Origin of the sequence: Streptomyces sp. NPDC048604 (assembly GCF_043199435.1) — a bacterium.
Classification (GTDB): domain Bacteria; phylum Actinomycetota; class Actinomycetes; order Streptomycetales; family Streptomycetaceae; genus Streptomyces.
Genome location: NZ_JBICVX010000004.1, coordinates 209,942 through 235,081, shown reverse-complemented (window position 1 = coordinate 235,081; position 25,140 = coordinate 209,942). Strand labels below are relative to the sequence as shown.

The following is a 25,140-nucleotide window of genomic DNA, read 5'->3' as shown; positions in this document are numbered from 1 at the left end:
ACGACATGCGGAGCGCGTTCGCAAGACGCTGCGTCTCGCTGACTTCCGGGAGGCGTCAGACGGAGAGCAGGCGCAGGGCGAGGGCGGCCATCGCCAGCAGCGTGAGCACCACGACCGGGGCCACCTCGAAGTCCTTCTTGCGCAGGTGCGCGATCAGCGCGCCGACGAAGTAGAGGACGACGCCGACCGCCGCCGCGCCGCCGAGCAGCGGGACCGCGAGACCGGCGAGCAGGCCGAGCGCGCCGGCGACCTTGGCGGTGGCGAGCCACGGCAGCCAGGACTCGGGCACGTCCAGCTTGGTCATGCTGCCCACGATCTGCGGATTCCTGGTGAAGGTCAGGAAGGCGGAGGCGGACAGGGCGAACGCCAGCAGGACGGCGACGGAGGCATAGCCGATGAACATGGGGATACTCCAAGAGTCTCAATGGTCCGGGGACGAAAACCGTTGATGACTATAAACGATTTCTCCGGCTCCACAATGGGCCCGCTGCTACGGTGGACGCCATGGCAGCAGCTGACTCCAACGACCGCCTCGGCTTCCTCCTCTCGTACCGGGGAGAGCTGACCGGCACCCGCATCCGCGCCGCGCTGGCCGTCGCCGGGCTGCACCCGAGGAACGCCATGACGCTGATGCAGCTGGCCCCCGGGGCCATGAGCCAGCGGGACCTGGCCGCCGCACTGGAGGTCGATCCCAGCCAACTCGTCGCGATCCTCAACGACCTGGAGGGCTCCGGACTCTGCGAGCGGCGCCGCGATCCGGCGGACCGGCGCCGGCACATCGTGGAGATCACGGACGCGGGCGCGGCCACGCTCGATCAGGTCGACGCAGCGGTGAGCGAGGCCGAGCGGGAGCTCTTCGCGAACCTCACGGACGCCGAACAGGACACGCTGCGCCGTCTGTTGGACCGGGTCGTCGTGGACCGCGGCACGCACGAGTGCGGGACGGAGTAGGCGCGGGGGCGATGCGGCGATTTCCGGCCGGCGCCCACCCGTCCCGTGATTGTTCTAGTAGAGTGCGAACAACTCGAACTAGGGGAGGGTTGGGATGACCTCGGACACGACGCGCCGGATCCGGCTCCCACTGCTGGCCGCACTGCCGTTCCTGCTCGCCCTCGCGGCGTACGCGACGGCGCTCGCCGTCTGGTGGGGACGGCTGCCCGACCCGGTGGCCACGCACTTCTCCGGCGACGGCCGCGCCGACGGCTGGACGTCCCGTACGGGCGTCGCCGCGATCGGCGCGGTGCTGCTGTGCGCGGCAGGCGCGGCGTGGACCGCGTTCGCCCGGCGGAAAGTGCTGGCGGGCGCCTGGGCGACGGCCGGGTTCCTGGGCGTGCTGCTGATCCTCATGCTGCGCGACAACCTGGACGCCCCCGATCCGCAGCTCGTCGTCTCGCCGCTGGTCAACCTCGCCGTGGCGGTGGGCGCCGCAGGGCTCGCGGCGCTGGTGGGGTGGGCGGCGGCCCGGCTCGTACCGGAGGAGGAGCGGCCGGCCGCGGACACGGCGGGCGCGGAGGCGTACGAGCGGCTGCCGCTGGGGCCGGGCGAGGTGGCCGGCTGGTCCCGCGACGCCGGCTCCGGGGTGCTGACCGCGCTCGGCGCGGCGCTGGTCCTGGGCGGTCTGGTCGCGCTGGTCCTCGCGCCGTGGCCGCTCGCGACGATGCTGCTCGTGGTCGGGGCTCCGGGGCTCGCGCTGTCCCGGGTGCGGGTGACGGCCGACCGGCGCGGGCTGACCGTCGCGCCGGCCCTGGCCGGGCGGCCCCGGATCCGGGTGCCGCTCGACGAGGTCGAGAGCGCGGGCGTGCGGGACGTGGACCCCGTGGCGGACTTCGGGGGCTGGGGCTACCGGGTCCGCGCCCACCGCACCGGCGTGGTGCTCCGCTCCGGCGAGGCCCTGGTCGTACGGCGGCCGGGCGGCCGGGAGTTCGCGGTCACCGTCGCCGACGCACGCACCGCGGCGGCACTGCTGAACGCCCTGGTCGCACGCCGGGACGCCGCGCGCGGGGAAGGGGTCTGACCGTGCTGTTCCGGGTGGATCCCGCCTCCGCGGTCCCGCTGGGCGACCAGATCGCCGCCTGCGTCCGCTCCGCACTCGCCGACGGCGCCGCCGAACCGGGCGAACGCCTCCCGGCCGCCCGCCAGTTGGCCGACTCCCTCGGCGTCAACGTGCACACCGTCCTGCGCGGCTACCAGCGCCTGCGCGAGGAGGGCCTGATCGAACTCCGCCGCGGCCGGGGCGCCGTCATCGTCCCCGACGCCACCGCCCCGACCCGCGCCCGCCTGGTGGAACGCGTCCGCGAAGTGGCCCAGGAGGCACGCGAGTTGGGTGTCTCGGAGGAGGAGCTCCTGGGCCTCGTACGGACGGAGCTGGCGGGAGGGTAGAGCCGCACCCGCCGGGGCGCCCGCGCGCCCCGGCGCGGTCAGTCCGTCGAGACCTCCGGCCCCGCCAGGGGTTCGCCCAGGTGGAGGTTCCAGCGGCCCGCGCGCCCCGAGAGATGCGTCGCGGTCAGCGGGCGCGGGTCCAGACGCCACAGCGCCGCGTCGTCCAGGGACAGGGCGTGGACCACCGCCGCGCGCAGGACGTCGGGTTCGACGACCGCGAGCACCGGGCCCGGCTCCAGGCCGTCCAGCCACGCGCCGACCCGTTCCCGTACCGCCCGCAGCGATTCGCCGCCGTGCGGCGCGGCCGACGGGTCGGCGAGCCAGGCCGCCACGGCCGGACCCTCCTCCGCCGCCACCGCGTCGAGCCGCCGTCCGGCCCAGCGCCCCATCGCGCAGCCCGCGAGCGCCGCGCGCGGCTCGGCCGTCGCGCCCAGGCCCAGCGCGCGCGCCGTCTCGCGGCAGCGCTGTGACGGCGAGACGCGCACCCGCGCGTCCCCGGCGTGCAGCGTTCCGGCCGCCGACTGCGCCGCGGCGCGGCCCGCAGGGTCAAGCGGCGCGTCGGCGAACCGGGCCTCGCGGAGCGCCGAGTTGAGCGCCGGAGCGATCAGCGTCAGCCGTACCGTCATCGTGATTCATCCCTCACGGCCTTGGCGGCGACCGTCCGTCGCGGTACGGTCACCGCGACAATTCCACAAACTCGACGACGGCGAGACGGAAGTCCGGTGCAACTCCGGCACGGTCGCGCCACTGTGAGCCGCCCCCTTGCGAGGGGACGGTGAGTCAGACCCGCGGACCGTCGTCGCGCACCACCGTATGGGACGCGAGCTCCCGAGGAGGTTCCACCATGGCCGAGGCCGTCGCCCCCGCCGTCTCCACCAACCCTTCCGTCGCCGTGCCGGCTGCTCTGCCGGTCCGTGCCGTCCTGCCCTGGGCCGTCTTCGGCGGTCTGCTGATGCTGATCGCCCTCTACTTCGTCGGCGCCGAGCAGGGCGCCACCTCCGTCTTCGCGGGCGCCGAGGTGCACGAATGGGTGCACGACGGCCGCCACCTGCTCGGCTTCCCCTGCCACTGAGGGGCGGCAAGCACGTGCACGGTTCCACCGTCAGATCCCTGCTGGTCCGCGGCATGCTCGCGGGCCTGATCGCCGGACTGTTCGCCTTCGCCGTCGCGTACGTCGCGGGCGAGCCATCCGTCGACGCCTCGATCGCGGTCGAGGAGGCGGCGGCCGCCAAGGAGGCCGCCGCCCACCCCGGCCACCACGAGGAGGAGGAAGAACTCGTCAGCCGGGCCGTCCAGTCGACGGCCGGCCTTGCCACGGGCGTTCTCGTCTACGGCGTGGCGATCGGCGGCATCGCCGCCCTCGCGTACTGCTTCCTGGCCGGCCGCGTCGGCCGGTTCACCCCGCGCGCGACCGCGGCGCTCACCGCCGGGGCCGCGTTCGTCACCGTCTACCTGGTGCCGTTCCTGAAGTACCCGGCGACCCCGCCGGCCGTCGGGAACCCGGACACCATCGGGAAGCGCACCACGCTCTTCTTCCTGATGATCCTGCTGAGCGTGCTGCTCGGCGTCGCCGCGACCATCCTCGGCCGCCGCCTCGCACCGCGCCTCGGCAACTGGAACGCCACCCTCGTCGCCCTCGCCGGCTTCGTCGCCGCGGTCGTGCTCGCCTGTGCGGTGCTGCCCGGCAACGACGACGCGGTGGCGGAGAGCTTCCCTGCGGCGGTCCTGTGGGACTTCCGGATGGCGGCCCTCGCGGTGCAGGTCACGCTGTGGGCGGTGTTCGGCGCCGCCTTCGGGTACCTCGCCGAGCGGGTCGCCGGGCGTGCGGACCGGGCCGCCGGTCAGGTCGCCGGTCAGGTGGCGCCCTCTTAGACTGGCCGAGCCGTGCAAAGTACGACAGAGGGAGACGAACCCCATGTCCACACGAGGCAACAAGCGGCGCGCGCGCAAGAAGAAGAAGGCGAACCACGGCAAGCGTCCCAACACCTGACCGTCCTCGCCGAAGAACGTGAGAAAACGCGACACCCCGGGTCGATGCCCGGGGTTTCGCGCGTTTGGGGGGCCGTCATGGGGACGGTGGGGCCGTCTCGGGGACGGCGGCCATCCCGGGGCCGGTGGGGCCGCCTCGGGGACGGTGCGGCACTCAGCCGAAGTAGGCGGCGGCCGTGGGCGTCGCCAGCAGGGCGACGACCGCGAGCGAGCCGAGGGTCGCGAGGGGGAAGCGGACCAGGACCAGCGCGCGCAGCCAGCCGGGGAAGCGGGAGTTGGCGGCGGCGATGACGGCGCGGGCGTCGATGGCGCGGACCGCCGGGTCCTCGGAGCGCCGGAACGCGGCCTCGGTGTACTTCACCGCGAAGACCTGACCGGCCGTGATGAAGCCGACGACCAGGAAGACCAGCGGCTCGGCGATCCAGGACGCGAGCCGCGCGCTGTCGTGGGCGGCGAGGGTGAGCGAGGCGAGGGTGACGAGGAGCGCGCCGATGGAGAGCGCGAGGGCGAACTCCCAGCGCTCCTCCTTGAAGCGGATGCCGTGCCGGGCGAGGACGTCCGCCCCGTGGCCCTGCCGGACGACCTCCGCCTCGGCGGCGCGCTGGGCGGCGGCGCCGGTGAACCAGACGGTGACCGGGATGACGAGGAAGCAGGCGGCGAGGAGGAGCTGGAGGGCGACGGCGAGGCTGACGGTGAGCGGCATGGGAGGGGTCTCCTGGGGTGAGTGTCGAGGGAGTTCGAGTTGCACTAAGTTCAAGTGGTGGGCAGGGGTCGCCCGGATTCAGACGTGGGACGTCAGGCGGCGAGCGCGGTCACGGCGACCGCGAGCGCGGAGCCGGCGAAGACGACGGTGTGACGCACGTTCTGCAGGACGCGGGTCCAGGCGGGGAAGGCGTCCTCGGCGGCCTTGAGCAGCGCCGGCACGTCGATGAGCTTGAGGCTCGGGTCGCCCTTGCGCTCGAACGCGGCCCGGACGGACTGGGCGGCGGTCAGCTGGCTGTACAGGATCACGCCGTTGCCGAGCAGGACGAGAGACTGGAAGATCCAGGTCAGCAGCGGGCCCCAGCTGTTGCCGAAGAAGTTGAGCCCGGCCAGGACCGCGACGAGGGCGGCGATGGAGACCGGTGCCCAGGTCTCGTGACCGCTGGCGTCGAAGCGCATCCCGTTCTCCTCCAGGACCGTGTCCCGCGCACCCTGGCGGCGCAGCTCGGCCTTGGCGGCGACCTTGGCGCGGTCCCCGACGCGGGCCCGCAGGACGGGGATGCTGACGAACGCGGCGGCGACGAGGAGCTGGGAGCCGGCGGCGACGGTGGCGAGAGCGTTCATGGTCTTCCCTTTCGGTCCAGCGCCCCCCTGCGGGGCGCTTGCACTTTGTTCAAGTAGAACGTAGCCCGGCGCTTGAACTATGTGCAAGTGGTCTCTCGAACTTTGTGCAAGAAACCGGGGAGCCCCTATCGTGAGCCCATGCCGCGTGACAACTTGACCCGGGAACAGATCATCCGGACCGCCATCGAGCTCCTCGACGAAGAGGGCCTGGAGGGCCTCAACATGAGGGCCCTCGGCCAGCGCCTCGACTCCGCGGCCACGGCCGTCTACTGGCACGTCAAGAACAAGGACAACCTCGTGACGCTGGCCGGCGACGAGGTCTGGAACGAGATCCGGCTGCCCGACCTCGACGTCGTCGGCTGGCGCGCCGCCGCGTTCTCGATGGCCGCCGACCTGTACGGGATGTTCTACCGCCACCCGTGGCTCGTGCAGGCCTTCGCCGGCCACTTCTTCTTCGGCGTCGGCAAGTCCCGCCTCGACGACCACACCCTCGCCGTCTACGAGAAGGCCGGCTTCACCGGCCCCGAGGCCGACCGCGCCGCGGCGAGCGTCTTCACGTACGTGCTCGGCAACGCGCTGGGCGCGGCCGCCACCGCCTCCCTGACCCGCCGGATCGAGAAGGGCGGCGGCGACGCGGAGGAGGCCTTCGCCGCGACGATGAAGGCGGCCGCCGAGACCGCGTCACGGTTCCCCCGGCTGGCCGCCCGCATCGGCTCGACCGAGTACGCGGAGGGCCCGGAGGAGTCCTTCGAGTTCGGCCTCAACGCCGTACTGGACGGGCTGGAGGCCCGCCTGAACCCGGCCTGACGGCGGGTGCGGCGGTTCCGGCGGCGGGTGCGGCAGGTCCCACGGCGGGCGGGGCGGGCCTGAGGGCGGGCGGACGGTACGTCTCGGTTCCCGCCGGCGTCTCCCCCAGCAGCTCCCGCACCCCCCGCTCCGTCCAGTGCCCGGCCGCGCCCGGCAGCCCGGCCAGATAGCGGGCGATCTCGTCGGCGTCCCAGGCCCCGGCCTCGTCCAGGCCGGCGGCGAGATGCCGCAGATACGCGGGCGACGGCGGCCGCGTCCGCACGTCCGCCAGGCTCCAGGGCGCGGTGAACGTCAGCACGGGCGCCCCGTCGAGCTCCCCGGCGCAGACCAGCGTCTCGTAGATCCCCGGCCCCAGCGCGAGCCGCCCGCCCGCGACGACCGCGGCCAGGTCGAGGTCCGTCCCCGGCGGCCGGTCCATCTCCTGGGCGGCGATGTCGCAGAACTGCCCCGCGCGCAGCAGATGGGCCCGCCCGTACGCGACGCCCGCCGCGCCGGGGTCGTAGTAGCCGCGTCCGCCGGTCCAGACGGGGGACTCGGTGGCGAAGTACACCGCCCCCGGCAGCTCCACGGCCGTCGACCGCACCGGCTCGGACGCGTCCCGGCACCCGGGATACACGCGCTCCGTGCCCGCCGGCGCGCCCCCGGCGAGATAGGCCCGCAGACGCGCGGCATGCATGTTCGACCCGTAGGCCGCGTACCAGACGAACCCCTCGATCATGCTCCGATTGTCCCCCTCCACGCCCCTCCCTATGTTGGAAACAGTGAGGTGAGGAGGGCCGCGATGGCCGCCGCCGTAGCCGTACGCACCGCCGTCCTGGGCGACGGGCGCCCCACCCTCCCGTACGCGGAGGCGGGCGGGCCCGACGGCGCGCCGGTCGTCCTGGTCCACGGCTACCTGGACTCCTGGTGGGCGTTCGAGCCGATGCTGCGCCGGATGCCCTCGGCCCTGCACGCGTACGCCCCGACCCAGCGCGGTCACGGCGACGCCGACAAGCCGGAGGAGGGGTACGGGCCGGAGGACTTCGCCGACGACCTCGTCGCGTTCCTGGACGCCGTGGGCCTCGGCCGCGCGGTGCTTGTGGGCGGGTCGAGCGGCGGCGTGCAGGCCCGGATCGTGGCCGGGCGGCGCCCGGACCGGGTGGCCGGGCTCGTCCTGCTCGGCACGCCCGCGGAACTGGCGGACAAGCCGGGGGTGGCGGAGCTCTGGGAGCGGGTGCGGACGATGGAGGACCCCGTGGACCGCGCGTTCGCGGAGGAGTTCGTGCGCGGGCTGACGGCCGCCCCGGTGGGACGCGGCTTCCTGGAGACCGTGATCGACGAGAACCTCAAGGCCCCGGCGCGGGTGTGGCGGGAAACCCTGCGCGGCCTGATCGAGACGGACCTGAGGGCGACGCTGACCGGGATCCTCGTGCCCACGCTCGTCGTCTGGGGCGACCGGGACCCCCTCCTCCCCCGTACGGACCAGCAGACCATCCTCGACACGATTCCCGACTCACGCCTTGAGGTGTACGAGGGCGTGGGCCACCTCGCGTACTGGGAGGCCCCGGACCGGGTGCTCCGGGACCTGGCGGCGTTCACGGCGGGCGTTACGCTCCCCGGGTGAACGCACGCGAACGCTCCTCGAACGGCTCCTCGGACGGCACCTCGGAAGGTGCCCCCGAAGGCTCCCCGGCCGACTTCCCCTGCTTCTGCCTCCTCTGCGCCCCCACGGAATGGGGCGGCCCGGCGTGGGAGGAACGCGACCGCCGCGTCATGAAGAGCGTGGCCGAGTTCGGCTGGCACGTGATGGGCGTGGCCGGCGGCGACGCCCCCGGCGACTGGGGGTACTCGATCGGCCTCTGGCACACCCTGCGCAGCCCCGAGATCAGCGTCTTCGGCCTGCCCCAGCAGACCGCGATGCGCGTCGTGAACGCGGCGGGCGCGGCGATCCGCGACGGCGCGCCGGTCGAACTCGGCGCGCGCCGCGACGACGTCCTGAACGGCGGCCTCGACGTGATCGTCCATCCGGTGCACCCGAGCTGGTACCACGACTTCTTCGGCGCGGGCATCGACTACTACCAGACCCCGCCGCTGCCGATCGCCCAGTTGTTCTGGCCCGACAAGGCCGGCCGCTTCCCGTGGGAGGACGGCGCGGACGAGCAGTGCCGCAGGCTGCAGCCGCTGCTGTGGATCCCGAAGGAGGAGACGGAGGGCGACGACTGGACGAAGCCGGCGACGACGGAGCAGTAGCGCCGGGAACTCCCCTCGGACCCCCTGAGAACTCCCCTCGGACCCCCTCCATTTGCACCGATCAGGATCGAAGAAGCGGGATCGGGCCGCCCCAACTAACGTGACGTGCATGGACATCACCATCCACACCACGGTCCTCCCACACGACGACCCGGACGCCTCGCTCGCGTTCTACCGCGACGTCCTCGGCTTCGAGGTCCGCAGCGACGTCGGCCAGGGCAAGATGCGCTGGATCACCGTCGGGCCGGCCGGCCGGCCGGGCACCTCGATCCTGCTGGCCCCGCCGGCCGCAGACCCCGGCATCACGGAGGACGAGCGCCGCACGATCACCGAGATGATGGCCAAGGGCACGTACGGCTGGATCCTCCTGGCCACCCCGGACCTCGACGGCGTCTTCGACAAGGTGCAGGCCCGCGACGCGGAGGTCGTCCAGGAGCCGACCGAGCAGCCGTACGGCGTGCGCGACTGCGCCTTCCGCGACCCGGCCGGCAACCTCGTCCGCATCCAGGAAGTTCGCTGAGCCGGAGGGGGCCCGCATGTGCCAACCGGCCTGGGCGCGCGCCCGCATCGAGGCGCAGCGCCTGACGGACTACGCGCGGCTGCGCCGCGTCCGCGACCGGCTCGACCGCGAGTACGCCCGCCCGCTGGACGTCGAGGCCCTGGCGAGGGCCGCGGGCATGACGCCGGCCCAGCTGAGCAGCGGTTTCCACGAGGCGTACGGGATGACGCCGTCCGCGTACGTACGCGCGAGGCGCGCGGCGGAACGGGAACGTACAGAGCACCGCACACCCGCACACGGCAACGGGAGACGACGATGACGAAGCACGAAGGCTTCACCGCGGACGAGCGGGCGGCGATGAAGGAGCGGGCCAAGGAGCTGAAGGCCCCCGCGCGCGGCGCGCGGGGCGCGAAGGCGGACCTGGAGCCCGAGGTCCTCGCGAAGATCGCCGAGATGCCGGAGGCGGACCGGGCGCTGGCGGAGCGCGTCCACGCGCTGGTGCGCGAGGCGGCCCCGGAGCTGGCGCCGAAGCTCTGGTACGGGATGCCGGCGTACGCCCGGGACGGCAAGGTCGTCGTCTTCTTCCAGAGCGCCGACAAGTTCAAGGCCCGCTACGCCACCCTGGGCTTCAACGACACGGCGCGGCTGGACGAGGGCACGATGTGGCCGACGGCCTTCGCCCTGACGACCCTGAAGCCGGAGGACGAGTCCCTGATCAGCGCGCTGGTGCGGAAGGCCGCGGGCTAGGGGGTGTCTGGCGCCGGGCTATGAGGCGGTCCTCGCGAGGGCGGTGAGGCCGGTGACGCAGTCGGGGTGGCGCGGGGTCCAGCCGAGTTCGGCGCGGGCCTTGGCATTGGAGACGCGCAGGTTCGTGGTGGCGATCCGGTGCGCGTACGACATGGGGCGGGTCATCCAGGCCGGTACGGTCGGCGGCGTGGGCGTGCCGAAGGCCGCGGCGACACCGCGGACGTGCGCGCCGAAGCCGGTCGGGGTGTCGTCCGCGATGTTGTACGCCTCGCCCGGCCGCCCGCCCTCGACCGCGAGGGCCACCGCCCGTGCCGCGTCGCCCAGTTCGACCCAAGGCAGTACGCGGCCCCGGTCGGCCACGGCCGGCAGCTTCCGCCCCCGGAGCAGTTCCACGAACGTGTCGGTGCCGCCGGCCCCGTAGAACAGGCCGAAGCGCAGCGCGACGCCCTCGATCCCGTCGGCGCCGAGCATCAGCTCCTCCTTGACCCGCACCGCGTCGACGTGCGCCTGCGAGGGCCGGTCCATGCCGGTGGGCGCGAAGACGTCGGCCTCGGTGAGCACCCGTCCCCCGAAGTCCCCGTACCCGTAACCGAAGACCATCGACTCGGCGATCATCCGCCGCGCGCCCACCGCCCGCGCCGCCTCGACGAGATGGGCGGTGCCCGCGACCCGCAGCGCGTCGGTGGCGTCCAGGTCCCGGTGTTTCATGGGCGACTCGCGCAGCGCGGTCGCCGCGTGGACGACCGTGTCGACGGCCCGCCCGTCGACGGCCGGCTTCTCGACGGCCCTCAGCAGCCCGTCACGGTCCATCAGGTCGGCGACGACGTCGTTGCCGGGCCCCCGGCCCAGGCTCAGCACGCGGTACCCCGCGACGGTCAGCTCCCTGGCGACATGGCGCCCGAAGACCCCGCTCGCCCCTGCCAGCAGCACGCTCTTGGTGTCCTTCATGCCCACGAGACACCCGGACCGCGGCGCACGTGACACCCCATAGCGTTCACCACCGCTCCATTGCAACGTTATCCTTCGACTCGTTGCATTAGACGTCATCGTCGTTGCAATGATTTCAGGGAACTGACCTGCGATTTCAGGGAATTCACGCAACGAAGGCGTTGCCAGATTCTTGAACGCAACGTAGCTTTTCCATTGTCAGAAACACCACGGCAACGGAAAAGCCAGGAGCCCACCATGCAGCAGTTCGCCACCTCCGCCCCCGTCTCGCTCGTCCTCGACATCGCCGCCGGCCAGGTCCGCCTCATCGCCGCCGACCGCACCGACACCACCGTCGAGGTCCGCCCCGAGAACGCCGGCAAGAGCAAGGACGTGAAGGCCGCCGAGCAGACCGAGGTCACCTACGCCGACGGGATCGTGCGGATCACGACCCCCGAGGCCGGCAACCAGATGCTCGGCGCGGCCGGCGCGATCGAGGTCACCGTCCAGCTCCCCGCCGGCTCCCGCGTCGACGCCAAGGCCGCCGCGGCCGAGTACCACGGCGTCGGACGCCTCGGGGACGTCACGCTCGAGGGCGGCCACCGCGCCGTCAAGCTCGACGAGACCGCGAGCGCCCGGCTCACCGCCCTCGACGCCGACGTCACGATCGGCCGCCTCACCGGCGCCGCCGAGATCAGCACGCAGCGCGGCAGCATCCGCATCACCGAGGCCGTCGGCGGCGACGTCGCGCTCACCACCCAGCAGGGCGACATCACCGTCGCCACCGCCCCCGGCACGTCCGCCACCCTCGACGCCCGCACCGAGTACGGCCGCGTCCACAACGCCCTCGCCAACACCGCCGGCGCCGACGCGGCCCTGAACATCCGCGCCACCACGTCGTACGGCGACATCACCGCCCGCACCGCCTGACCGCCCGACCGCGTGACGGCGGGACCGCGTGACCGCGTGACCGCGGGAGCACGACGAAAGCCCCGGGCCGATGCCCGGGGCTTCGTCCGTTCGCGGGTTCGCTCACTCCGCCGCGTAGGCGGCCGTGGCGTAGTCGAGTTCCGGATCGGGCGGCCCGCACCGCAGGATCGCGTCCACCGCCGGCCAGACCTCGAGCGGTACGGCGTAGCAGTGGAGCATCCAGGGGTCGTCCGCGTCCGGCTCGATCACTTCCCGGAGCCGCAGGATCTGCTCGCGGCTGATGGCGTGCCGGGTGCGCAGGAACTCGTCCGCCTTGCTGAACCCCTCCAGGACCCAGTCGACCGGATGGGCGAGGTCTTCCGCATGCTCACTGGACATGCGCTCAGCATGACCGTCGTCCGGGGCCGGGGACCATTCGTTTTCGGGGCCGGCCGTGCCCCTTGGGCGGCGCATACCAGTCCGCCTGAGCTGCGGTTCCGTAGAAAGACACGAACAACGCAGCTCGAGGTGATCAAGGTTTCAGGTTTTCAACGCCTGCTTGAATCAAGGGAGTTGGCGCTGTAATGCTCGGACATGCCGAATCAACGAACAGGAAAAGCCTTGTCCGAGAAGCTGCCTGGCCGTCAGATCGAGATCTCCTGGCCCGACCTCGGCATCACGGTCACCGCCGACCTCGACGGCCGCAACCCGGCGCTCGCCGACGCCCTGTGGGAGTCCCTGCCGTACCGGAGCCTCCAGGGACACGCCCTCATCGCGGGCGAGCACCTGTACCACGTCGCGCCGATCCCCACCCTGCTGCACACCCCCCACGACACCCGTATCCCGGACCGGCGCGAGGCCCCCGACGGCACCGTGTTCTGCTCCGGTCTGCAGCACCTGGGCATCAAGTACGGCACCCTGACGGAGCCGATGCCCGCCACCCCCGTCGGCCGGATCCGTGAGGCGGACATGCCCGCCCTGCTGGAGGCCGGGGCCGCGATCTGGGACGCCGTCTACTCCACGAAGAAGCAGATCCTCGCCGAAGTCCGCCGCGCCGGCGAGCCGGGCGGCCACCGCATCCCGATGCTCCGCGCCGCCCACACGGACGCCGCCCGCCTGATCGCCGACATCCACGCCGAGACCGAGAAGATCTGGCTCGCGCCCCCGTCCGAGCTGGACGACCTCCACCAGGGCGTCATCCCCTCCCGGGCGGGCAACTTCGGCACCGTCCTGCCCACCCTGCTGTTCGTCAACGGCGAGACCAGGCCCCTGGGTTACGCCTCCTACGGCGGGCTCGTCCGCGCCGCCGTCCAGGGCATGCCGATGGACTCCCTCGTCCACATGACCCGCCTCCTGGTCGGCGTCCCCGCCGAGTTCCTGGGCTACTGCGGTCTGGAGCGGCTGTGGGCGTTCACCCAGCGCTTCCTCGCGGTCCTGGACGAGCTCGACCGTGACGACTTCTACGCCGTCACCAGCCAGATGGCCCTCTACATCAACTGCCTCGGCGGCTGGAACCTCCAGCTGTACCCGTGGGAGACCGGGGACCACCTGCGGCAGCAGGCCGCGTAGGGGGCGCCGAGGCCGCATCGGCCGCATAGGCCGGATGAGCAGCCGCCGAACCCCAGGAAGCCGCTGAACCCCGCACCCCGACCCCGTACCCCACACCCGAGGAGAGGGAAGACCTTGAGCGCCGCCGCCCTGCCTGCCCGCGCCGACGCCGTCGTCATCGGCGGCGGAGTGATCGGAACGTCCGCCGCCCACCACCTCGCCGAAGCCGGCGTGGACACCGTGCTGCTGGAACGCGGAGGCCTCGGCGGCGGGGCGTCCGCGCACACGGCGGGCATGGTCCGCACCTACTTCCCCGGCAGCCCCGCCACCGGGCGCAGGGCCGTGCGCAGCCTGAACGCGTACCAGGACTTCGCCCGCCGCACCGAAGCCCCGCTCGCCCTGAAGCGCCTCGGTTTCATGGCGCTGTTCACCGAGGAAGAGCAGCTCGCCTCGTTCGAGGCCGACCATCCGGCCCAGCAGGCCGCCGGCGTCCAGGTCGGCCTGATCGGCGCCCGCGAAGCGGCCGAGCGCAACCCGCTGGTCGACGAGAAGGCCGTCCTGGCCGCCGCCTGGTCGCCCGAGGCGTACCACGTGGACGGCCTCGACATCGTGCGCGGCTACGCCGCCGGCGCCCGCAGCCACGGCGCCCGGCTGTTCACGCACACACCCGTCACACGCATCGACGACGACAACACCGTCCACACGCCGCGGGGCAGCATCAAGGCGGACAGCATCGTGTGCACGGCCGGGCCCTGGTCCGGCGAGGTGGCGGCCATGGCGTCGGTCGACCTGCCGCTGGCGCCCCGAACGATGGAGATGCTGTTCACGGACGTCCCACCCGCCCCGCACCCCGAGCTTCCTATGACGATGCACGCCGCGTCCGGGCTGCGGATCCGTTCCTGGAAGGACCGCATCCTCCTCGCCATGGGCGCGCCCAAGGCCGGGGAGACGCGCGAGGCCTGGCTGGGCCGCATCGCCGGACATCTCGGCACCCTGTTCCCCGCGTTGGACGGCATCGGCCTGCACCGCGCGTGGAGCGGCGACTTCGACGCCGCCCCCGACAACACCGCCCTCATCGGCGCACACCCCACCCGCCGCTTCCTGTACGCGGCCGGATTCACCGGTGCGGGTCTGTGCCAGGCGCCCGCGGCGGGGGAGCAGCTCCGCGACCTACTGATCGCCACATAACCCCATGACAGGAACAGGAAAGAACGCTGTGATCGTTCTTGGATGCAATGGTTTCAGCCGGGTGTCGGAGTTCTTCTCCGAGCGTCTCGGCGCGACCGGCGTCAACAAGCACTACCTCTTGGGCCACGACGCCGCCGCCGCAGTCCTGATCGACGGCCGGCTGGTCGCCGCGGTGGAGGAGGAACGCCTCAACCGGGAGAAGAAGACCACCGACTTCCCGGCGAACGCGATCGACTGGTGCCTGAAGGAGGCCGCGGTCACGTTCGACGACGTCGACCTGTTCGCCTTCCCCTGGAACTGGTCCCCCCAGGTCCTGGACGAGATCCTGGACGGCATCCGCGCCTCGTCGCTCTCACCGGCCGCGAAGACCCGCCTCATGGGCGACATGGCCGATCTGTTCGACCAGGTCGTCAGCCCGGAAGCGGTGCTCGCGGACTTCGAGGCCCGTACCGGCCACCGCCCCGACCCGGCCAAGGTCCGCTTCGTCCCCCACCACCTGGCCCACGCCACGACCGGCTACTACCTCGCCGGCATGAAGGACGCCGCGTTCCTCGTCAGCGACGGCCGCGCCGAACGCTTCTCGACCCTGGCGGGCGAGATCCGCGACGGCCGGATCACCGTCTTCGACGACACGGTCACCGGCGCCCAGTACTCCATCGGCACCCTGTTCTCCGCCATCACCCGCTTCCTCGGCTTCGTCCCCAACAACGACGAGTACAAGGTGATGGGCCTGGCCGGATACACCGTCCCCCCGGTTCCCAACCCCTTCGTCGAGGAGCTCCTGACGCTCCACGACGACGGCCGCTACACCTTCACCACGCCGCTGCGGACCGACGACCTCCACAGCCACGACGCCCTGTTCGAGGAGTACTTCGGGCCCTTCGAGGACACCCTCGCGTACAAGGCCCGCGTCGCCGCCGCCGCACAGGAGATGCTGAACGTGGCCACCGCCCACCAGGTCCGCCACCTGGAGAAGCGGACGGATCTCGACCGGCTGCTGTTCGAGGGCGGCGTCGCCCTGAACTGCCTGAACAACACGCCGATGTTCGAGGGCTCGCGCTTCGAGGACATGCAGGTCAGCTTCGGCGCCTCGGACACCGGCATCACCATCGGAGCGGCCGCGCACGCCTGGCTCAACGACCCCGGTACCACCCCCGCGGACGTCCTCGCCGCCTCCGCCCCCGTCACCCCCTACCTCGGCCCCTCCTACGACGAGTCCGCGATCGAGGAGGCCCTGGAGGCCTTCGCCGGCCGCGTCACCGTCTCCCGCCTCGACGACGACGAGGTGGTCGACCATGTGGCGGAGCTGCTGACGCGGAAGGTCGTCGTCGGCTGGTTCGAAGGCCGCGTCGAACACGGGCCGCGCGCGCTGGGGCACCGCAGCATCCTCGCCAACCCCGGCTTCAGCGACATCAAGGACATCATCAACACCCGGGTCAAGCACCGCGAGCCCTTCCGCCCGTTCGCTCCCCTCGTCCTCGAGGAGCGGGCGCCGGAGATCTTCGACATGGGGCGCAAGACCAGCTCCCCGTACATGACGTTCGTCTTCCCCGTCCGCGACGCGTACAAGGACCGCATCCCCGGCGCCGTGCACGTGGACGGGACCTCCCGCATCCAGACCCTGACGGACGAGGGAACCCCGAGGCTCACGGCGCTGCTGCGGAGGTTCACCGAACTCACCGACGTCCCCTGCCTGATCAACACCTCGTTCAACGTCGCCGGCGAGCCCATCGTCTGCACCCCGACCGACGCCCTGAACTGCTTCATGGGCACCGAGATCGACTACCTGATCCTCGGCAACCACGTCATCGCCAAGAGCTAGGAGCGCACTGTGCCGATCCAGACCCAGATCCAGCGCAAGCACACCATGTACCACTCGACCGTCCTCGACGCCGACCCGGACACCGTGTGGGCGACCGTCCGCGACGCCATGCAGATCCTGGACATCGTGTCCCCGGGCGACCTGGACATCCACCGGGACGTCAGCTGGGTGGAGGGCGGCTCGGTCGACACCGTCCCGGCCCGCTACGACTTCAAGCTCACGCTCAACGGCCGCCTCGTCCAACAGGAGATCGCCGCCCGGGACGAGATCAACAGGACCCAGTCCTACCGCGCCATCGCCCCCACCAGCGGAGTCGCCAAGTACGAGGCCACCATCCGCGTGTTCCCCATCACCAACGACCCGGCCCGCAGCTTCTTCGACTGGTCGCGGACCCTGGACATCGCCGAGGACGCGGACCTGAACGTGGTCGCGGCCATCATCGACGTCATGGAGAAGCAGACCGACGCCGTACGGGACCACTTCGCGAAGACCGCGAAGTGAGCGACGTGGGGAAGGTGAGCGACGTGAGCGCAGTGAGCAACGCAAGCGACGAGCGCGACGTGAGCGACGTGACGTGACGACGCTCGTACTGCTGCGCCACGGCGAGACCCTGCTGACCCCGGAGCGCCGGCTCTCCGGCAGCTCGGGCTCCAACCCGGGCCTCTCCCCGTCCGGCCGCCGCCAGGTCCGGGCGGCAGCGGACGCCCTGGCCCGCCGCGGCGACATCGACGCGATCGTCACGTCACCGATGCGCCGCTGCCAGGAGACGGCCCGTCCCGCGGCCGCGCGCCTCGGCCTGAACGTCCAGGTCGAGGCGGACCTGCGGGAGGCGGACTTCGGCGCCTGGGAGGGCCTGACCTTCGCCGAGGTCCGCGAACGCCACCCGGACGACCTGGGCGCATGGCTCGCCTCGCCCGACAGTCCGCCCACGGGCACGGACGAGACCATGCAGCACGTCAGCCGCCGGGTCTCCGCCGTACGAGACGCCCTCCTGTCCCGCTACGCCGGCGCCACGGTCCTGCTCGTCTCCCACGTCGTACCGCTCCGCACCCTGATCCGCCTCGCCCTCCAGGCCCCACCGCACACACTGTTCCGCCTGGACCTCGCGGCAGCCTCCCTGTCGACGATCACCTACGCCAAGGACGGCACCGCCACCCTGCACTCCCTCAACGACACCCACCACCTGAACTGACCCCACAACGACGAAGCCCCCGGTCAACGAGCCAGGGGCTTCGTCGTTGTGGGGGCGGAGGCGGTGGGGGCAGTGGGGGCAGTCGGAGCGCAACAGCCCCTGCCCTGGTCAGGTCCTCCCCGATACCGGGGGTTTCCGCGACTAGCCTCCGCATCATGCTGCGCATCGCCGACACCCGTACCGGCCGGCTCGTGGAGATTCCCTCCGTACGCCGGCATCTGCTGAGCATCTGCGTCCACCTGCCGGACAGCGACGCCGGGATCGGCACGGCGGACCTGCGGGCGCTCCTGGTCGGCGACGTACTGGCACGCACGGCGGAGCTGCACGGCCTGCAGTCCCGCACGTTCCTCACCACGCCGGACCTGCCGCAGGAACAGGCCCGGGCACTTGATCGCGCCATGTCCGCCCTTGGCATCCACCCGCCCGCCACGGCCGGTGGCTCGGCCGCTTCCGACGTACACGTCCACGCGCACGGGACCGCCGCACAGGACGCGGCGGACGGGGTCCACATCGAGGTGGGCGAGGTCGACCCGGACGCCTTCGACCCGGAGGGCACCGATCCGCTGGCCGCGAGGCTGCTGATGCTCGGCCACGCCTACCGGACGCCGGTCGTGGCCACCGGGACGGCGCTCGACGAGGCCCGGCGGAGGCTGGCGGACTGGCGCCGGCTGGTGGCCGACTGGGCGCAGGAACCGTCCAGACCGATCCCCGCCGACGTACTGCGACACGCCCATGCCGTACTGGCCGACGATCTCGGCGTCCCTGCCGTCCTGGACACCCTGGACACCGTGGCGACGCGGGCCGACGTACCGCCCGGCGCGAAGTTCGAGACGTACGCGTTCCTCGACCGCGTCCTCGGACTGGACCTCGCCCGCGAGGTCGGCCACCAGCACCGGCCGGGGACCTGACGCGCCTCCACCGGCATGTTGTGGCACGGCGGCGTGCCTGCCGCGAGCCCCCGTTCCGAAGGATGGTCACGTGGATCATGCCGGTGTGACCGTCGGTTACGCTCCCCGGCGTTTTGACGTGATCCAGTGGTTCGGGGGTTCGGCGATGGAGTTTCGGTACGGCACGGGCCAGGGCCGGTGGCCGCGGGGGAACGACCTGGAGGCCACCGAGGTCATCCCACGCCTCCCGCACTCGGTTGCAGCCGACGCGTCCGCCGCTCTGCCCGACGAGGTGACATCGACCAGGCCCCTGCCCCGGATCGATGACGCCCACCCGGCCGCCTCCGTCCCCGCCCGGCCCCGTCGGGCTCCAGCCCGCGCGGCGGTTGCCGGCGCCGTGCTGCTGGCGTGTGCGGGCGTCGGTCTGGCGGTCGGCGGACTCCTCTCCGGCCGGGACGGAGCCGTCCCGAAAGCGACGGCGGCCGAGGACGGCGAGAAGGCCGCGCCGAGCGAAGCACCGTCAGCAGGTGGGGCCGACGCGCGAGGAGGCAGCTATCGCGTCACCATCCGGACCTCCGACGCGGACGGCGCCGGTACGGACTGCGATGTGCAGGGCCGTCTGACGGACGCGGAGGGCCGAACGTCGCCGTGGACGGTCCTCGACACCTCTGACCACGACGACTTCGAGGCGGGCGGCACGGACACGTACACGATCGCCGTGCCGGCGGACTTCGGCCGGCCGGTGACGTTCCAGTTGTGGAAGGCGAAGGGTGACGACTGGGCGCCGTACGCCCGTACCCGTATCACCGGCCCGGACGGCTTCGAGGGCCTATGGGGCGGCGAGGCGGAGGCGGAGCGCTACTGGCTCACCGACGACAGCGGGACGCCGGGCGAGGACGACGAGCAGGAGGGCGTTTCGTACGGGCCCTACAGCCCCGAGTGGGCGGTGACCGCTGCCGACGACTGATCGACCGCCCGTCCGCAACGACGTCGGCGGCGCTCACTTGCTCCGGAGCATTCCGAGCGGACCGGGGTCCTCGTCCAGGGCGGTGACCGCCGCCTTCCACCCGGAGTCGTCGCCCTGGAGGGTGCTGCGCAGGTAGGCGGTGGTGAGCTGCTGGATCAGGGCGACGCGGGCGGGCGATTCGTCCGTGGTCTCGGCGACCTCGTACCCGGGGATCCCGCCGAGCGAGTGCTCGGCGCCGAACAGCGTGAGCAGGGTCTTGTCGCCGGGGCTGTGGGTGTAGGGGTCGGTGAACCAGTCGGGTCCGCGGGTGGACAGCGGAGACCGGTCGTGGGGGGGGGGGGGGGGGGGGGGCCGGGGGGTGGGGGGGGGGGCCCCCCCCCCCCCCCCGGGCCGGGGTGTTCATGCTGTCGAACGACGGCTTCATGAAGGGGAAGTGCTCGGCGGCGAACGGAGTCAGGTCGTCACCGAGGCCGGTGAGGGCGAGCAGGACACCCGCTTTGACGCGGGGGTCGGACAGGTCTTCGCCGGGCACGCCGTCGCCGTCGAGGACGCGGGCGCCCAGCAGCGTGCTCACCGTCTGGGCTCCCCAGGAGTGGCCGGCCACGGCGATGCGGCCGTGGTCGAGGCGCCCGGCGAGGCCGGGTACGGCTGCTTCCAGGGCGTCGAGCCCGTCCAGTACGCAGGTGACGTCCTCGATGCGGTGGCGCCAGATCCGCGGGGTGCGCGGGTCCTCGGCGGGGATGGCGAGGGTGCGGGAGTCGAGGTGGGTGGGCTGGACGACCACGAAGCCCTGCGCGGCCCAGTGGTCCGCGAGCGGAGCGTAGCCGTTCATGGACCAGCCGAAGCCGTGCGAGAAGACGACGACGGGCAGCTCGCCGCCGGAAGCGGGTGCGGACACGCGGACCTGGAGGCTGTCGCCGCGGCCGCTGAAGGCGGGCAGGACGACGGGCTTGGCGGAGAGCACCAGGGCGGGTGTGATCTTCGAATCGGACATGGAAGTGCCCATGGAAGTGCCTTTCGTTCGGATCTCCGGGCGCTTGTGCGATGGGCACGGCCGCAGGCGGGGCCGCGGGCCGGACCTGGTTCTTCGAGCGGACGACGCACGGTGTGGTCGGCGGCCCCCGGGTCTGCCATCATGAGTAAAACGGAACACCGTTCCGCAAGAACGATACGGAACACGGTTCCACTTCGCAAGGTTCGTCATGGAAGGAGTGCCGCAGTGGGCGACGGCAACCGGCAGGAGAGTGCGGCCGGCCCCAAGCGCAAGGACGTCCGGCGCAACCAGCAGACCCTGCTGGACGCGGCCGCGGCGGTCTTCGTCGCCTCGGGCGTGGAGGCGCCCGTACGCGACATCGCGGCAAAGGCGGGCGTCGGCGTGGCCACGCTCTACCGCCACTTCCCCACCCGGGCGGACCTCGTCATCGCCGTCTACCGCCACCAGGTCGAAGCCTGCGCCGAAGCGGGCCCGGCCCTCCTGGCGGCCGGCCCCACGCCGCACGCCGCGCTCGGACGCTGGGTCGACCTCTTCGTCGACTTCCTGGTCACCAAGCACGGCCTCGCCGCCGCGATGCAGTCCGACAACGCCGGCTTCGAGGCGCTGCACGCCCACTTCCTCGACCGGCTCGTCCCCGTCTGCACGCAGCTGCTCGACGCGGCCGCCGCCGCGGGCGAGATCCGCACCGACCTCACCGCGTACCAGCTCATGCGCGGCATCGGGAACCTCTGCATCGGGGCCGAGAGCGACCCCCGCTACAACGCCCGCCGCCTGGTCGCGATCCTCGTCGCGGGACTGCACGTGCCGCAGTGACCGGCGCCGCCGTCCCTCTCCGGCAGCCGGCCGAAAGGATCTCGCCCCGGCTGTGCCGCCAAGGGGGACACCCTCGGCGGCACAGGCAGAGCACCCCCCACCCGAGCAACCCCCTACCCTGCGGGGCCTACCCTGCGGGGATCAGTGGCTACGGACGCGGGACGAGAGTCTTCCCCTCAGTGGCTGTGGGACGAGTGACCGTCCTCTGCCTGCTTGGCGGGTGAGTTGGTCGGCTGCTCCTGTTGGTTGGCGGGTGAGTCGGTCGGCTGCTCCTGCTGGGCGGGAGTCTGGCTCTGTTCTGCGGGGGTCTTCGTCGTGGAGCCGCTGTCGTGGCTGTGGCCGTCGGAGCTGATGGTGCCGGCGAGGGCGGTCATGCCCAGCCAGACGAGGGCCGAGACGACGACGACACCGGCCGCGAACGGGCTGACGAGGTGCCGCCAGCGCCCCTTGGAGTCCTTGGCCACGAACGCGACATACGACATGAGCAGGCCGATGGGGGTCATCCAGGCGCTGCGCTCGGGGAACTGCTCGAAGTGCTGGATGCCGCCGCCGACCATGCCGACACCGAAGGACAGCAGCAGGGAGAACGCGACCAGCGAGACCGCCTGGCTCAGCACCGGCCGCTCGTCGGCCAGTACGAACTCGTTGACGACGGTGCCGAGGAGAAACACGAAGGCGCCGACGACGCAGATGATCGTGTACAGCTTCGGATCGATCGGGTAATGGACGACGGCACCGGCGATGAGGGCGGCGCCCATGAAGTACAGCATCTGGCCGCTGTAGCGAGCCGGGAGTGACTTCTTGTCGAAGGCTGGGCGCCGATGCTTCGAGGGGGAAGTCCGGTGGAGCTCGGGCTTGAGAACGGTGGTCATGCGGGTAAGGCCTTTCAGATCTTGCTGTGTCAGAGCAGGCGGAAGCGCGCCGGCACCAGTGGTGCGGCGTGACGCTGGTGCGGCTCTCAGCAGCGCAGGATCGAAAGTCGGTGCAGGCACGGCGGGTCGCCCGTGCGGCTGATCCAGCTGTGCGCGGGTGGCGCCCCACGGTGGAGCACGTAGAGGACGCGGTGGGAGGCTCCGCGCCCGAGGCCGAACGCGAGCAGGGCGCCGACGACGCACAGCAGCGCCAGGCAGGTCTCTTCGGCTCCGCCGTGGTCGTGGCGGGATGCGTGGCCCGGGCTGTCCGGTGTGTGGGCGGCGTCCCCGGGGGAGACGCCGGTGTGAGCATGCTGAGTCTCGTCCGCCCCGCCGATGAGCGGCAACGCGGCGGTGTGGCAGCTGTGGGCTCGCTCAGTGGTCAGGGTGTGCATCGCGAATACGGCAAACACCACCGCGAGGAGTGCTGCCCACAGCAACGCTCCCGTGTGGTGGCCGCGACGGACCTGGCCTGAATTCACGCCTCAGGACCATAGACGGGCTGGGTGGCGAAAATGACAACAGGAGGCGTCCCCACCCCCTGAAAAGAACAAGATCTCATCAGGCGGAGAATATGATTGCGCAGCGTAACGGCGTGGCCGCACCGTGTTGCGATCGAGCAGGGGCCGATATTCTCAGGGCAACCGCAGGGCGAGGAGCCGCCGCAGTGCCGTTGGCGTGTGGCCGAGGTGCTGGCGCATGGTCCGGCAGAGATGGGCCTGGTCGGAGAAGCCCAGGTCGGCGGCGAGGGTGGCGAGGCTGTCCTCGCCCGCGTCCAGACGGTCGAGAGCCCGGCCGACACGGACCCGGTTGCGGTAGCGCGTCAGCGAAACTCCCAGCTCGCGGGTGAAGGCGCGGCTCAGGCGGTAGGGCGAGACGCCGAGGAGCTCCGCGAGCGGCAGAAGCCCCTCGGAGGCGGGGTGGGCCTCGCCGATCGCATGCCGGGCCGCGGCGACGAGCGTCGCCTCGTCCCGGCCGGGGACGCCGGTCGGGACGGCTCCGTCGAGGGCCTGACCGACGGTGGCGGAGAGCAGTCCGACCAGTTCCTCGGCCACCGCATGGTCCACGTCGCCGGTGCGGGCGGACGCCAGGACGCGGCGGTGGGCCAGGTCGAGGCGGGCGTCCACGTAAACGCTCTGGCGAGCCGGGCGGGCCTCCTCACCGGCCACGGCCCGCCACAGCGTGGGCGTCAGGCTGATCGAGGTGCACTCGTCGCCCCCGGCGGCCGGGTGCGCGAAACGCTCCTCCTCGCCCGGGACACCGAGATAGGCCGTCGTCGGGTCGACCTCGGCCGGGGTTCCGGCGGCCCGCCTGCGGAACCGGCCGCGCCGTACGAGCACCACTCGGTAGTCCTCGCGGACCTCCGCCTCCGACCAGCGGGTGTGGTCGTCCCGGCAGTTCACCGCGGTGATGCGGAAGTCGGGCCGGGTGGCGAGGACGGTGGCGGTCAGCACTCCTGAACGCTACGCCGGGGGTCTGACATCGGCCCCGCCGCAAGGATCTTCAAGACCGGGACGGGGCGTGGCGAGCAGGCTGAGCGGCGTCGCACTTCACCCCGTACCGCCATCGAGGAGTCGCCGTCATGTCCGCTCTCGCGCAGATCAGCACCATCGTCATCGACTGTGGTGACCCGGCCCGGCTCGCCGAGTTCTACAGCGAGCTCACCGGCTGGGAGATCACCTACAGGGGCGAGGATTACGCCTCCCTGGCCGGCGGGGAGCACGCCGGCCTGACTTTCGTACGCATCGAGGGCTACCGGGCCCCCGGCTGGCCCGACGCCGGCAAGCACGCCCACCTCGACTTCACGGTCGCCGACCTGGAGGAGGCGGCCGGACGGATCCTCGCCCTCGGAGCGTCGAGGCCCGAATTCCAGCCCGACAAGGACCAGTGGGTCGTCCTCACCGATCCCGAGGGGCACCCGTTCTGTCTCACCACCGGTGCCTGACACGTCACCCGACAGGAGAATCACATGGCTCACATCCACAAGGAATTCCTGATCGACAACTCCCCGGAGAACGTCTGGGAGGCCCTGCGCGAGGTCGGAGCTGTGCACCAGCGCCTGGTGCCGGGCTTCGTCACGGACACCCGCATGGAGGCGGACACCAGGATCGTGACCTTCGCGAACGGTGTCGTCGTGCACGAGCTGATCGTCGACATCGACGAGGCGGCCCGCCGGGTGGCCTACGCGGTGGTCGGCGGCTCGATGGCGCCGAAGCACCATCACGCCTCCATGCAGGTCCTTGCCGCCACCGGGGGGCACAGCCGTTTCGTCTGGACGATCGACGTGACGCCGGACGAACTCGCCGGCCCCATCAGCGAGATGGCCGAGCAGGGCGCGCACATCATGCAGGAGACGCTGAAGTCCACACCGGTCCCGACGGACAGGTAGAGAGCTCGTACCGGGGCCGGGCCGAGAACGTGCCTCGGTCCGGGGCAGGTGGTGCGCAGGTGGTACGCACCACCTGCGCAGGTGGTGCTCGACGCCTGAATAGGTCTCGACAACGACGAAGCCCCAGGTGTCTGACCTGGGGCTTCGTTCACGAGCGGATGACGGGAATCGAACCCGCGCTATAAGCTTGGGAATCACTGCTGCCCAGCTCGAACATCTGTGGTCTGACCTGCGGAAACGCTTCTTGGTATGGCGTTTCTCGCCAATCCCGAGACGCCCGGGTCGACCGCTGTTCACCGCCCTGAAGGGCACGGCTGGGGCACGCTGCCAGAGCCTGGAAGCGATCTGCGTCGACACCAGCACCGGCGAGCCGGCCATGGCCGCGATCCCGGTCGGCCTGCCCACGCGCCACCGTCCGGTGTTCGTGCGCCTGGACGGTGCGACGGTGGGACCGGACCGGCTGGCCCGCCGCTGAGCTTCCCGTCCGACCGGGGAGGTGCCCCTCCTGTCGCCCTTTCCTGGACCTGATCATCGTCGCGATCGCGCTCGGTGTCATCGGCGCATCGTGCTGTTCGTGGCCGACCTCATCCATGCCGCCACGCGCCTGCGCCCGCTCA

General features: G+C 71.9%; 34 protein-coding genes, 1 pseudogene and 1 riboswitch. Of the genes and pseudogenes, 24 read left to right on the top strand and 11 right to left on the bottom strand.

Going from position 1 to position 25,140, the window contains the following annotated elements:
- Nucleotides 1-55 precede the first annotated feature (55 nt).
- A complete protein-coding gene (locus tag ACGFMM_RS10450; protein WP_393645101.1) occupies nucleotides 56-403 on the bottom strand; it encodes a DoxX family protein in 348 nt (115 codons plus the stop codon).
- Between the two features lie 101 nt (nucleotides 404-504).
- Between ACGFMM_RS10450 and ACGFMM_RS10445 the strand changes: the two genes are divergently transcribed.
- From ACGFMM_RS10445 to ACGFMM_RS10435, 3 genes are all read left to right on the top strand, one after another.
- A complete protein-coding gene (locus tag ACGFMM_RS10445) occupies nucleotides 505-951 on the top strand; it encodes a MarR family winged helix-turn-helix transcriptional regulator (protein ID WP_393645099.1) in 447 nt (148 codons plus the stop codon).
- A 94-nt stretch (nucleotides 952-1,045) separates the two neighbouring features.
- Nucleotides 1,046-2,014, top strand: coding sequence for a DUF1648 domain-containing protein (locus ACGFMM_RS10440; protein ID WP_393645097.1), 969 nt, complete (start codon nucleotides 1,046-1,048; stop codon nucleotides 2,012-2,014).
- 2 nt (nucleotides 2,015-2,016) lie between these two features.
- Nucleotides 2,017-2,379 carry a GntR family transcriptional regulator gene (locus tag ACGFMM_RS10435; RefSeq protein ID WP_393645095.1) on the top strand — a complete coding sequence of 121 codons (363 nt, stop codon included), beginning with the start codon at nucleotides 2,017-2,019 and terminating at the stop codon, nucleotides 2,377-2,379.
- A gap of 38 nt (nucleotides 2,380-2,417) precedes the next feature.
- On the opposite strand, the gene ACGFMM_RS10430 is transcribed toward ACGFMM_RS10435, so the two are convergent.
- On the bottom strand, nucleotides 2,418-3,005 hold the full coding sequence (locus ACGFMM_RS10430; protein ID WP_393645093.1) for a histidine phosphatase family protein: 588 nt from the start codon (nucleotides 3,003-3,005) through the stop codon (nucleotides 2,418-2,420).
- A 30-nt stretch (nucleotides 3,006-3,035) separates the two neighbouring features.
- A riboswitch (cobalamin riboswitch) is annotated at nucleotides 3,036-3,191 on the top strand.
- A 32-nt stretch (nucleotides 3,192-3,223) separates the two neighbouring features.
- Here ACGFMM_RS10430 and ACGFMM_RS10425 point away from each other — a divergent pair.
- From ACGFMM_RS10425 to ACGFMM_RS10415, 3 genes are read left to right on the top strand one after another with little or no spacing between them, the layout of a single operon-like run.
- On the top strand, nucleotides 3,224-3,451 hold the full coding sequence (locus ACGFMM_RS10425; protein ID WP_393645091.1) for a CbtB-domain containing protein: 228 nt from the start codon (nucleotides 3,224-3,226) through the stop codon (nucleotides 3,449-3,451).
- A gap of 14 nt (nucleotides 3,452-3,465) precedes the next feature.
- A complete protein-coding gene (locus tag ACGFMM_RS10420; RefSeq protein WP_393645089.1) occupies nucleotides 3,466-4,251 on the top strand; it encodes a CbtA family protein in 786 nt (261 codons plus the stop codon).
- 43 nt (nucleotides 4,252-4,294) lie between these two features.
- On the top strand, nucleotides 4,295-4,369 hold the full coding sequence (locus tag ACGFMM_RS10415; RefSeq protein WP_381671703.1) for a 50S ribosomal protein bL37: 75 nt from the start codon (nucleotides 4,295-4,297) through the stop codon (nucleotides 4,367-4,369).
- A 153-nt stretch (nucleotides 4,370-4,522) separates the two neighbouring features.
- Here the strand turns inward: ACGFMM_RS10415 and ACGFMM_RS10410 are convergent, their stop codons facing one another.
- Nucleotides 4,523-5,071, bottom strand: a complete 549-nt coding sequence (locus tag ACGFMM_RS10410) for a hypothetical protein (RefSeq protein ID WP_393645088.1) — start codon at nucleotides 5,069-5,071, stop codon at nucleotides 4,523-4,525.
- Between the two features lie 92 nt (nucleotides 5,072-5,163).
- Complete coding sequence (locus tag ACGFMM_RS10405) at nucleotides 5,164-5,694, bottom strand: hypothetical protein (RefSeq protein ID WP_393645086.1); 531 nt, start codon at nucleotides 5,692-5,694, stop codon at nucleotides 5,164-5,166.
- A gap of 138 nt (nucleotides 5,695-5,832) precedes the next feature.
- On the opposite strand from ACGFMM_RS10405, the gene ACGFMM_RS10400 reads away from it, so the two are divergent.
- Nucleotides 5,833-6,501 (top strand): TetR/AcrR family transcriptional regulator C-terminal domain-containing protein, encoded by a 669-nt coding sequence (locus ACGFMM_RS10400; RefSeq protein WP_393645085.1) that lies wholly within the window; start codon nucleotides 5,833-5,835, stop codon nucleotides 6,499-6,501.
- Here the strand turns inward: ACGFMM_RS10400 and ACGFMM_RS10395 are convergent.
- Nucleotides 6,455-7,219 (bottom strand): histone deacetylase, encoded by a 765-nt coding sequence (locus ACGFMM_RS10395; protein WP_393645084.1) that lies wholly within the window; start codon nucleotides 7,217-7,219, stop codon nucleotides 6,455-6,457. The two genes, ACGFMM_RS10400 and ACGFMM_RS10395, sit on opposite strands and share 47 nt — an antisense overlap.
- 63 nt (nucleotides 7,220-7,282) lie before the next feature.
- On the opposite strand from ACGFMM_RS10395, the gene ACGFMM_RS10390 reads away from it, so the two are divergent.
- The 5 genes from ACGFMM_RS10390 (at nucleotide 7,283) to ACGFMM_RS10370 (ending at nucleotide 9,976) form a co-directional block, all read left to right on the top strand.
- Nucleotides 7,283-8,104, top strand: coding sequence for an alpha/beta fold hydrolase (locus ACGFMM_RS10390; protein ID WP_393645082.1), 822 nt, complete (start codon nucleotides 7,283-7,285; stop codon nucleotides 8,102-8,104).
- Nucleotides 8,101-8,730 (top strand): DUF4262 domain-containing protein, encoded by a 630-nt coding sequence (locus ACGFMM_RS10385; protein ID WP_393645081.1) that lies wholly within the window; start codon nucleotides 8,101-8,103, stop codon nucleotides 8,728-8,730. Before ACGFMM_RS10390 ends, ACGFMM_RS10385 begins: the two co-directional genes overlap by 4 nt.
- A gap of 109 nt (nucleotides 8,731-8,839) precedes the next feature.
- Nucleotides 8,840-9,250, top strand: a complete 411-nt coding sequence (locus ACGFMM_RS10380; protein ID WP_393645079.1) for a VOC family protein — start codon at nucleotides 8,840-8,842, stop codon at nucleotides 9,248-9,250.
- A 16-nt stretch (nucleotides 9,251-9,266) separates the two neighbouring features.
- On the top strand, nucleotides 9,267-9,548 hold the full coding sequence (locus tag ACGFMM_RS10375; protein WP_393645078.1) for a hypothetical protein: 282 nt from the start codon (nucleotides 9,267-9,269) through the stop codon (nucleotides 9,546-9,548).
- A complete protein-coding gene (locus tag ACGFMM_RS10370) occupies nucleotides 9,545-9,976 on the top strand; it encodes an iron chaperone (RefSeq protein ID WP_393645076.1) in 432 nt (143 codons plus the stop codon). Before ACGFMM_RS10375 ends, ACGFMM_RS10370 begins: the two co-directional genes overlap by 4 nt.
- Before the next feature lie 18 nt (nucleotides 9,977-9,994).
- Here ACGFMM_RS10370 and ACGFMM_RS10365 read toward each other — a convergent pair whose 3' ends face one another.
- Nucleotides 9,995-10,924, bottom strand: a complete 930-nt coding sequence (locus tag ACGFMM_RS10365; protein ID WP_393645075.1) for an NAD-dependent epimerase/dehydratase family protein — start codon at nucleotides 10,922-10,924, stop codon at nucleotides 9,995-9,997.
- A gap of 237 nt (nucleotides 10,925-11,161) precedes the next feature.
- Here ACGFMM_RS10365 and ACGFMM_RS10360 point away from each other — a divergent pair, with 237 nt between their 5' ends.
- Nucleotides 11,162-11,833, top strand: coding sequence for a DUF4097 family beta strand repeat-containing protein (locus ACGFMM_RS10360; RefSeq protein WP_393645073.1), 672 nt, complete (start codon nucleotides 11,162-11,164; stop codon nucleotides 11,831-11,833).
- A 102-nt stretch (nucleotides 11,834-11,935) separates the two neighbouring features.
- On the opposite strand, the gene ACGFMM_RS10355 is transcribed toward ACGFMM_RS10360, so the two are convergent.
- Complete coding sequence (locus ACGFMM_RS10355) at nucleotides 11,936-12,211, bottom strand: hypothetical protein (protein ID WP_393645071.1); 276 nt, start codon at nucleotides 12,209-12,211, stop codon at nucleotides 11,936-11,938.
- A 222-nt stretch (nucleotides 12,212-12,433) separates the two neighbouring features.
- Here ACGFMM_RS10355 and ACGFMM_RS10350 point away from each other — a divergent pair, with 222 nt between their 5' ends.
- From ACGFMM_RS10350 to ACGFMM_RS10320, 7 genes are all read left to right on the top strand, one after another.
- Entirely contained in the window at nucleotides 12,434-13,381 is a 948-nt protein-coding gene (locus ACGFMM_RS10350; protein WP_393645069.1) for a hypothetical protein, read from the top strand.
- Nucleotides 13,382-13,495: 114 nt separating this feature from the next.
- Nucleotides 13,496-14,548, top strand: a complete 1,053-nt coding sequence (locus tag ACGFMM_RS10345; protein ID WP_393645067.1) for an NAD(P)/FAD-dependent oxidoreductase — start codon at nucleotides 13,496-13,498, stop codon at nucleotides 14,546-14,548.
- Nucleotides 14,549-14,576: 28 nt separating this feature from the next.
- Complete coding sequence (locus ACGFMM_RS10340) at nucleotides 14,577-16,370, top strand: carbamoyltransferase (protein WP_393645065.1); 1,794 nt, start codon at nucleotides 14,577-14,579, stop codon at nucleotides 16,368-16,370.
- Between the two features lie 9 nt (nucleotides 16,371-16,379).
- The gene (locus ACGFMM_RS10335) at nucleotides 16,380-16,871 is read left to right on the top strand and encodes an SRPBCC family protein (RefSeq protein ID WP_393645063.1); all 492 of its coding nucleotides are present in this window, start codon (nucleotides 16,380-16,382) and stop codon (nucleotides 16,869-16,871) included.
- A gap of 73 nt (nucleotides 16,872-16,944) precedes the next feature.
- Nucleotides 16,945-17,562 (top strand): histidine phosphatase family protein, encoded by a 618-nt coding sequence (locus tag ACGFMM_RS10330; protein ID WP_393645061.1) that lies wholly within the window; start codon nucleotides 16,945-16,947, stop codon nucleotides 17,560-17,562.
- A 155-nt stretch (nucleotides 17,563-17,717) separates the two neighbouring features.
- Nucleotides 17,718-18,470, top strand: a complete 753-nt coding sequence (locus tag ACGFMM_RS10325; RefSeq protein WP_393645059.1) for a hypothetical protein — start codon at nucleotides 17,718-17,720, stop codon at nucleotides 18,468-18,470.
- 85 nt (nucleotides 18,471-18,555) lie between these two features.
- Complete coding sequence (locus ACGFMM_RS10320; protein ID WP_393645057.1) at nucleotides 18,556-19,416, top strand: PLAT/LH2 domain-containing protein; 861 nt, start codon at nucleotides 18,556-18,558, stop codon at nucleotides 19,414-19,416.
- 33 nt (nucleotides 19,417-19,449) lie between these two features.
- Here the strand turns inward: ACGFMM_RS10320 and ACGFMM_RS10315 are convergent.
- A pseudogene (locus ACGFMM_RS10315) lies at nucleotides 19,450-20,410 on the bottom strand (alpha/beta hydrolase family protein).
- Nucleotides 20,411-20,635: 225 nt separating this feature from the next.
- Between ACGFMM_RS10315 and ACGFMM_RS10310 the strand changes: the two are divergent.
- Nucleotides 20,636-21,223: a TetR/AcrR family transcriptional regulator gene (locus ACGFMM_RS10310; RefSeq protein WP_393645056.1), complete on the top strand. Its 588-nt coding sequence runs from the start codon at nucleotides 20,636-20,638 to the stop codon at nucleotides 21,221-21,223.
- Nucleotides 21,224-21,399: 176 nt separating this feature from the next.
- On the opposite strand, the gene ACGFMM_RS10305 is transcribed toward ACGFMM_RS10310, so the two are convergent.
- The 3 genes from ACGFMM_RS10305 to ACGFMM_RS10295 all read right to left on the bottom strand — a co-directional run bounded on the left by ACGFMM_RS10305 (nucleotide 21,400) and on the right by ACGFMM_RS10295 (nucleotide 23,588).
- Nucleotides 21,400-22,095: a hypothetical protein gene (locus ACGFMM_RS10305; RefSeq protein ID WP_393645054.1), complete on the bottom strand. Its 696-nt coding sequence runs from the start codon at nucleotides 22,093-22,095 to the stop codon at nucleotides 21,400-21,402.
- Between the two features lie 86 nt (nucleotides 22,096-22,181).
- Nucleotides 22,182-22,547 (bottom strand): hypothetical protein, encoded by a 366-nt coding sequence (locus ACGFMM_RS10300; RefSeq protein ID WP_393645508.1) that lies wholly within the window; start codon nucleotides 22,545-22,547, stop codon nucleotides 22,182-22,184.
- Between the two features lie 222 nt (nucleotides 22,548-22,769).
- Nucleotides 22,770-23,588, bottom strand: coding sequence for a helix-turn-helix domain-containing protein (locus tag ACGFMM_RS10295; RefSeq protein ID WP_393645053.1), 819 nt, complete (start codon nucleotides 23,586-23,588; stop codon nucleotides 22,770-22,772).
- Nucleotides 23,589-23,716: 128 nt separating this feature from the next.
- Between ACGFMM_RS10295 and ACGFMM_RS10290 the strand changes: the two genes are divergently transcribed.
- The 3 genes from ACGFMM_RS10290 to ACGFMM_RS10280 all read left to right on the top strand — a co-directional run bounded on the left by ACGFMM_RS10290 (nucleotide 23,717) and on the right by ACGFMM_RS10280 (nucleotide 24,998).
- Nucleotides 23,717-24,079 (top strand): VOC family protein, encoded by a 363-nt coding sequence (locus tag ACGFMM_RS10290; protein ID WP_393645051.1) that lies wholly within the window; start codon nucleotides 23,717-23,719, stop codon nucleotides 24,077-24,079.
- A gap of 24 nt (nucleotides 24,080-24,103) precedes the next feature.
- Nucleotides 24,104-24,523 (top strand): SRPBCC family protein, encoded by a 420-nt coding sequence (locus ACGFMM_RS10285; RefSeq protein ID WP_393645049.1) that lies wholly within the window; start codon nucleotides 24,104-24,106, stop codon nucleotides 24,521-24,523.
- Between the two features lie 187 nt (nucleotides 24,524-24,710).
- Nucleotides 24,711-24,998, top strand: coding sequence for a hypothetical protein (locus ACGFMM_RS10280; RefSeq protein WP_393645047.1), 288 nt, complete (start codon nucleotides 24,711-24,713; stop codon nucleotides 24,996-24,998).
- Nucleotides 24,999-25,140 lie beyond the last annotated feature (142 nt).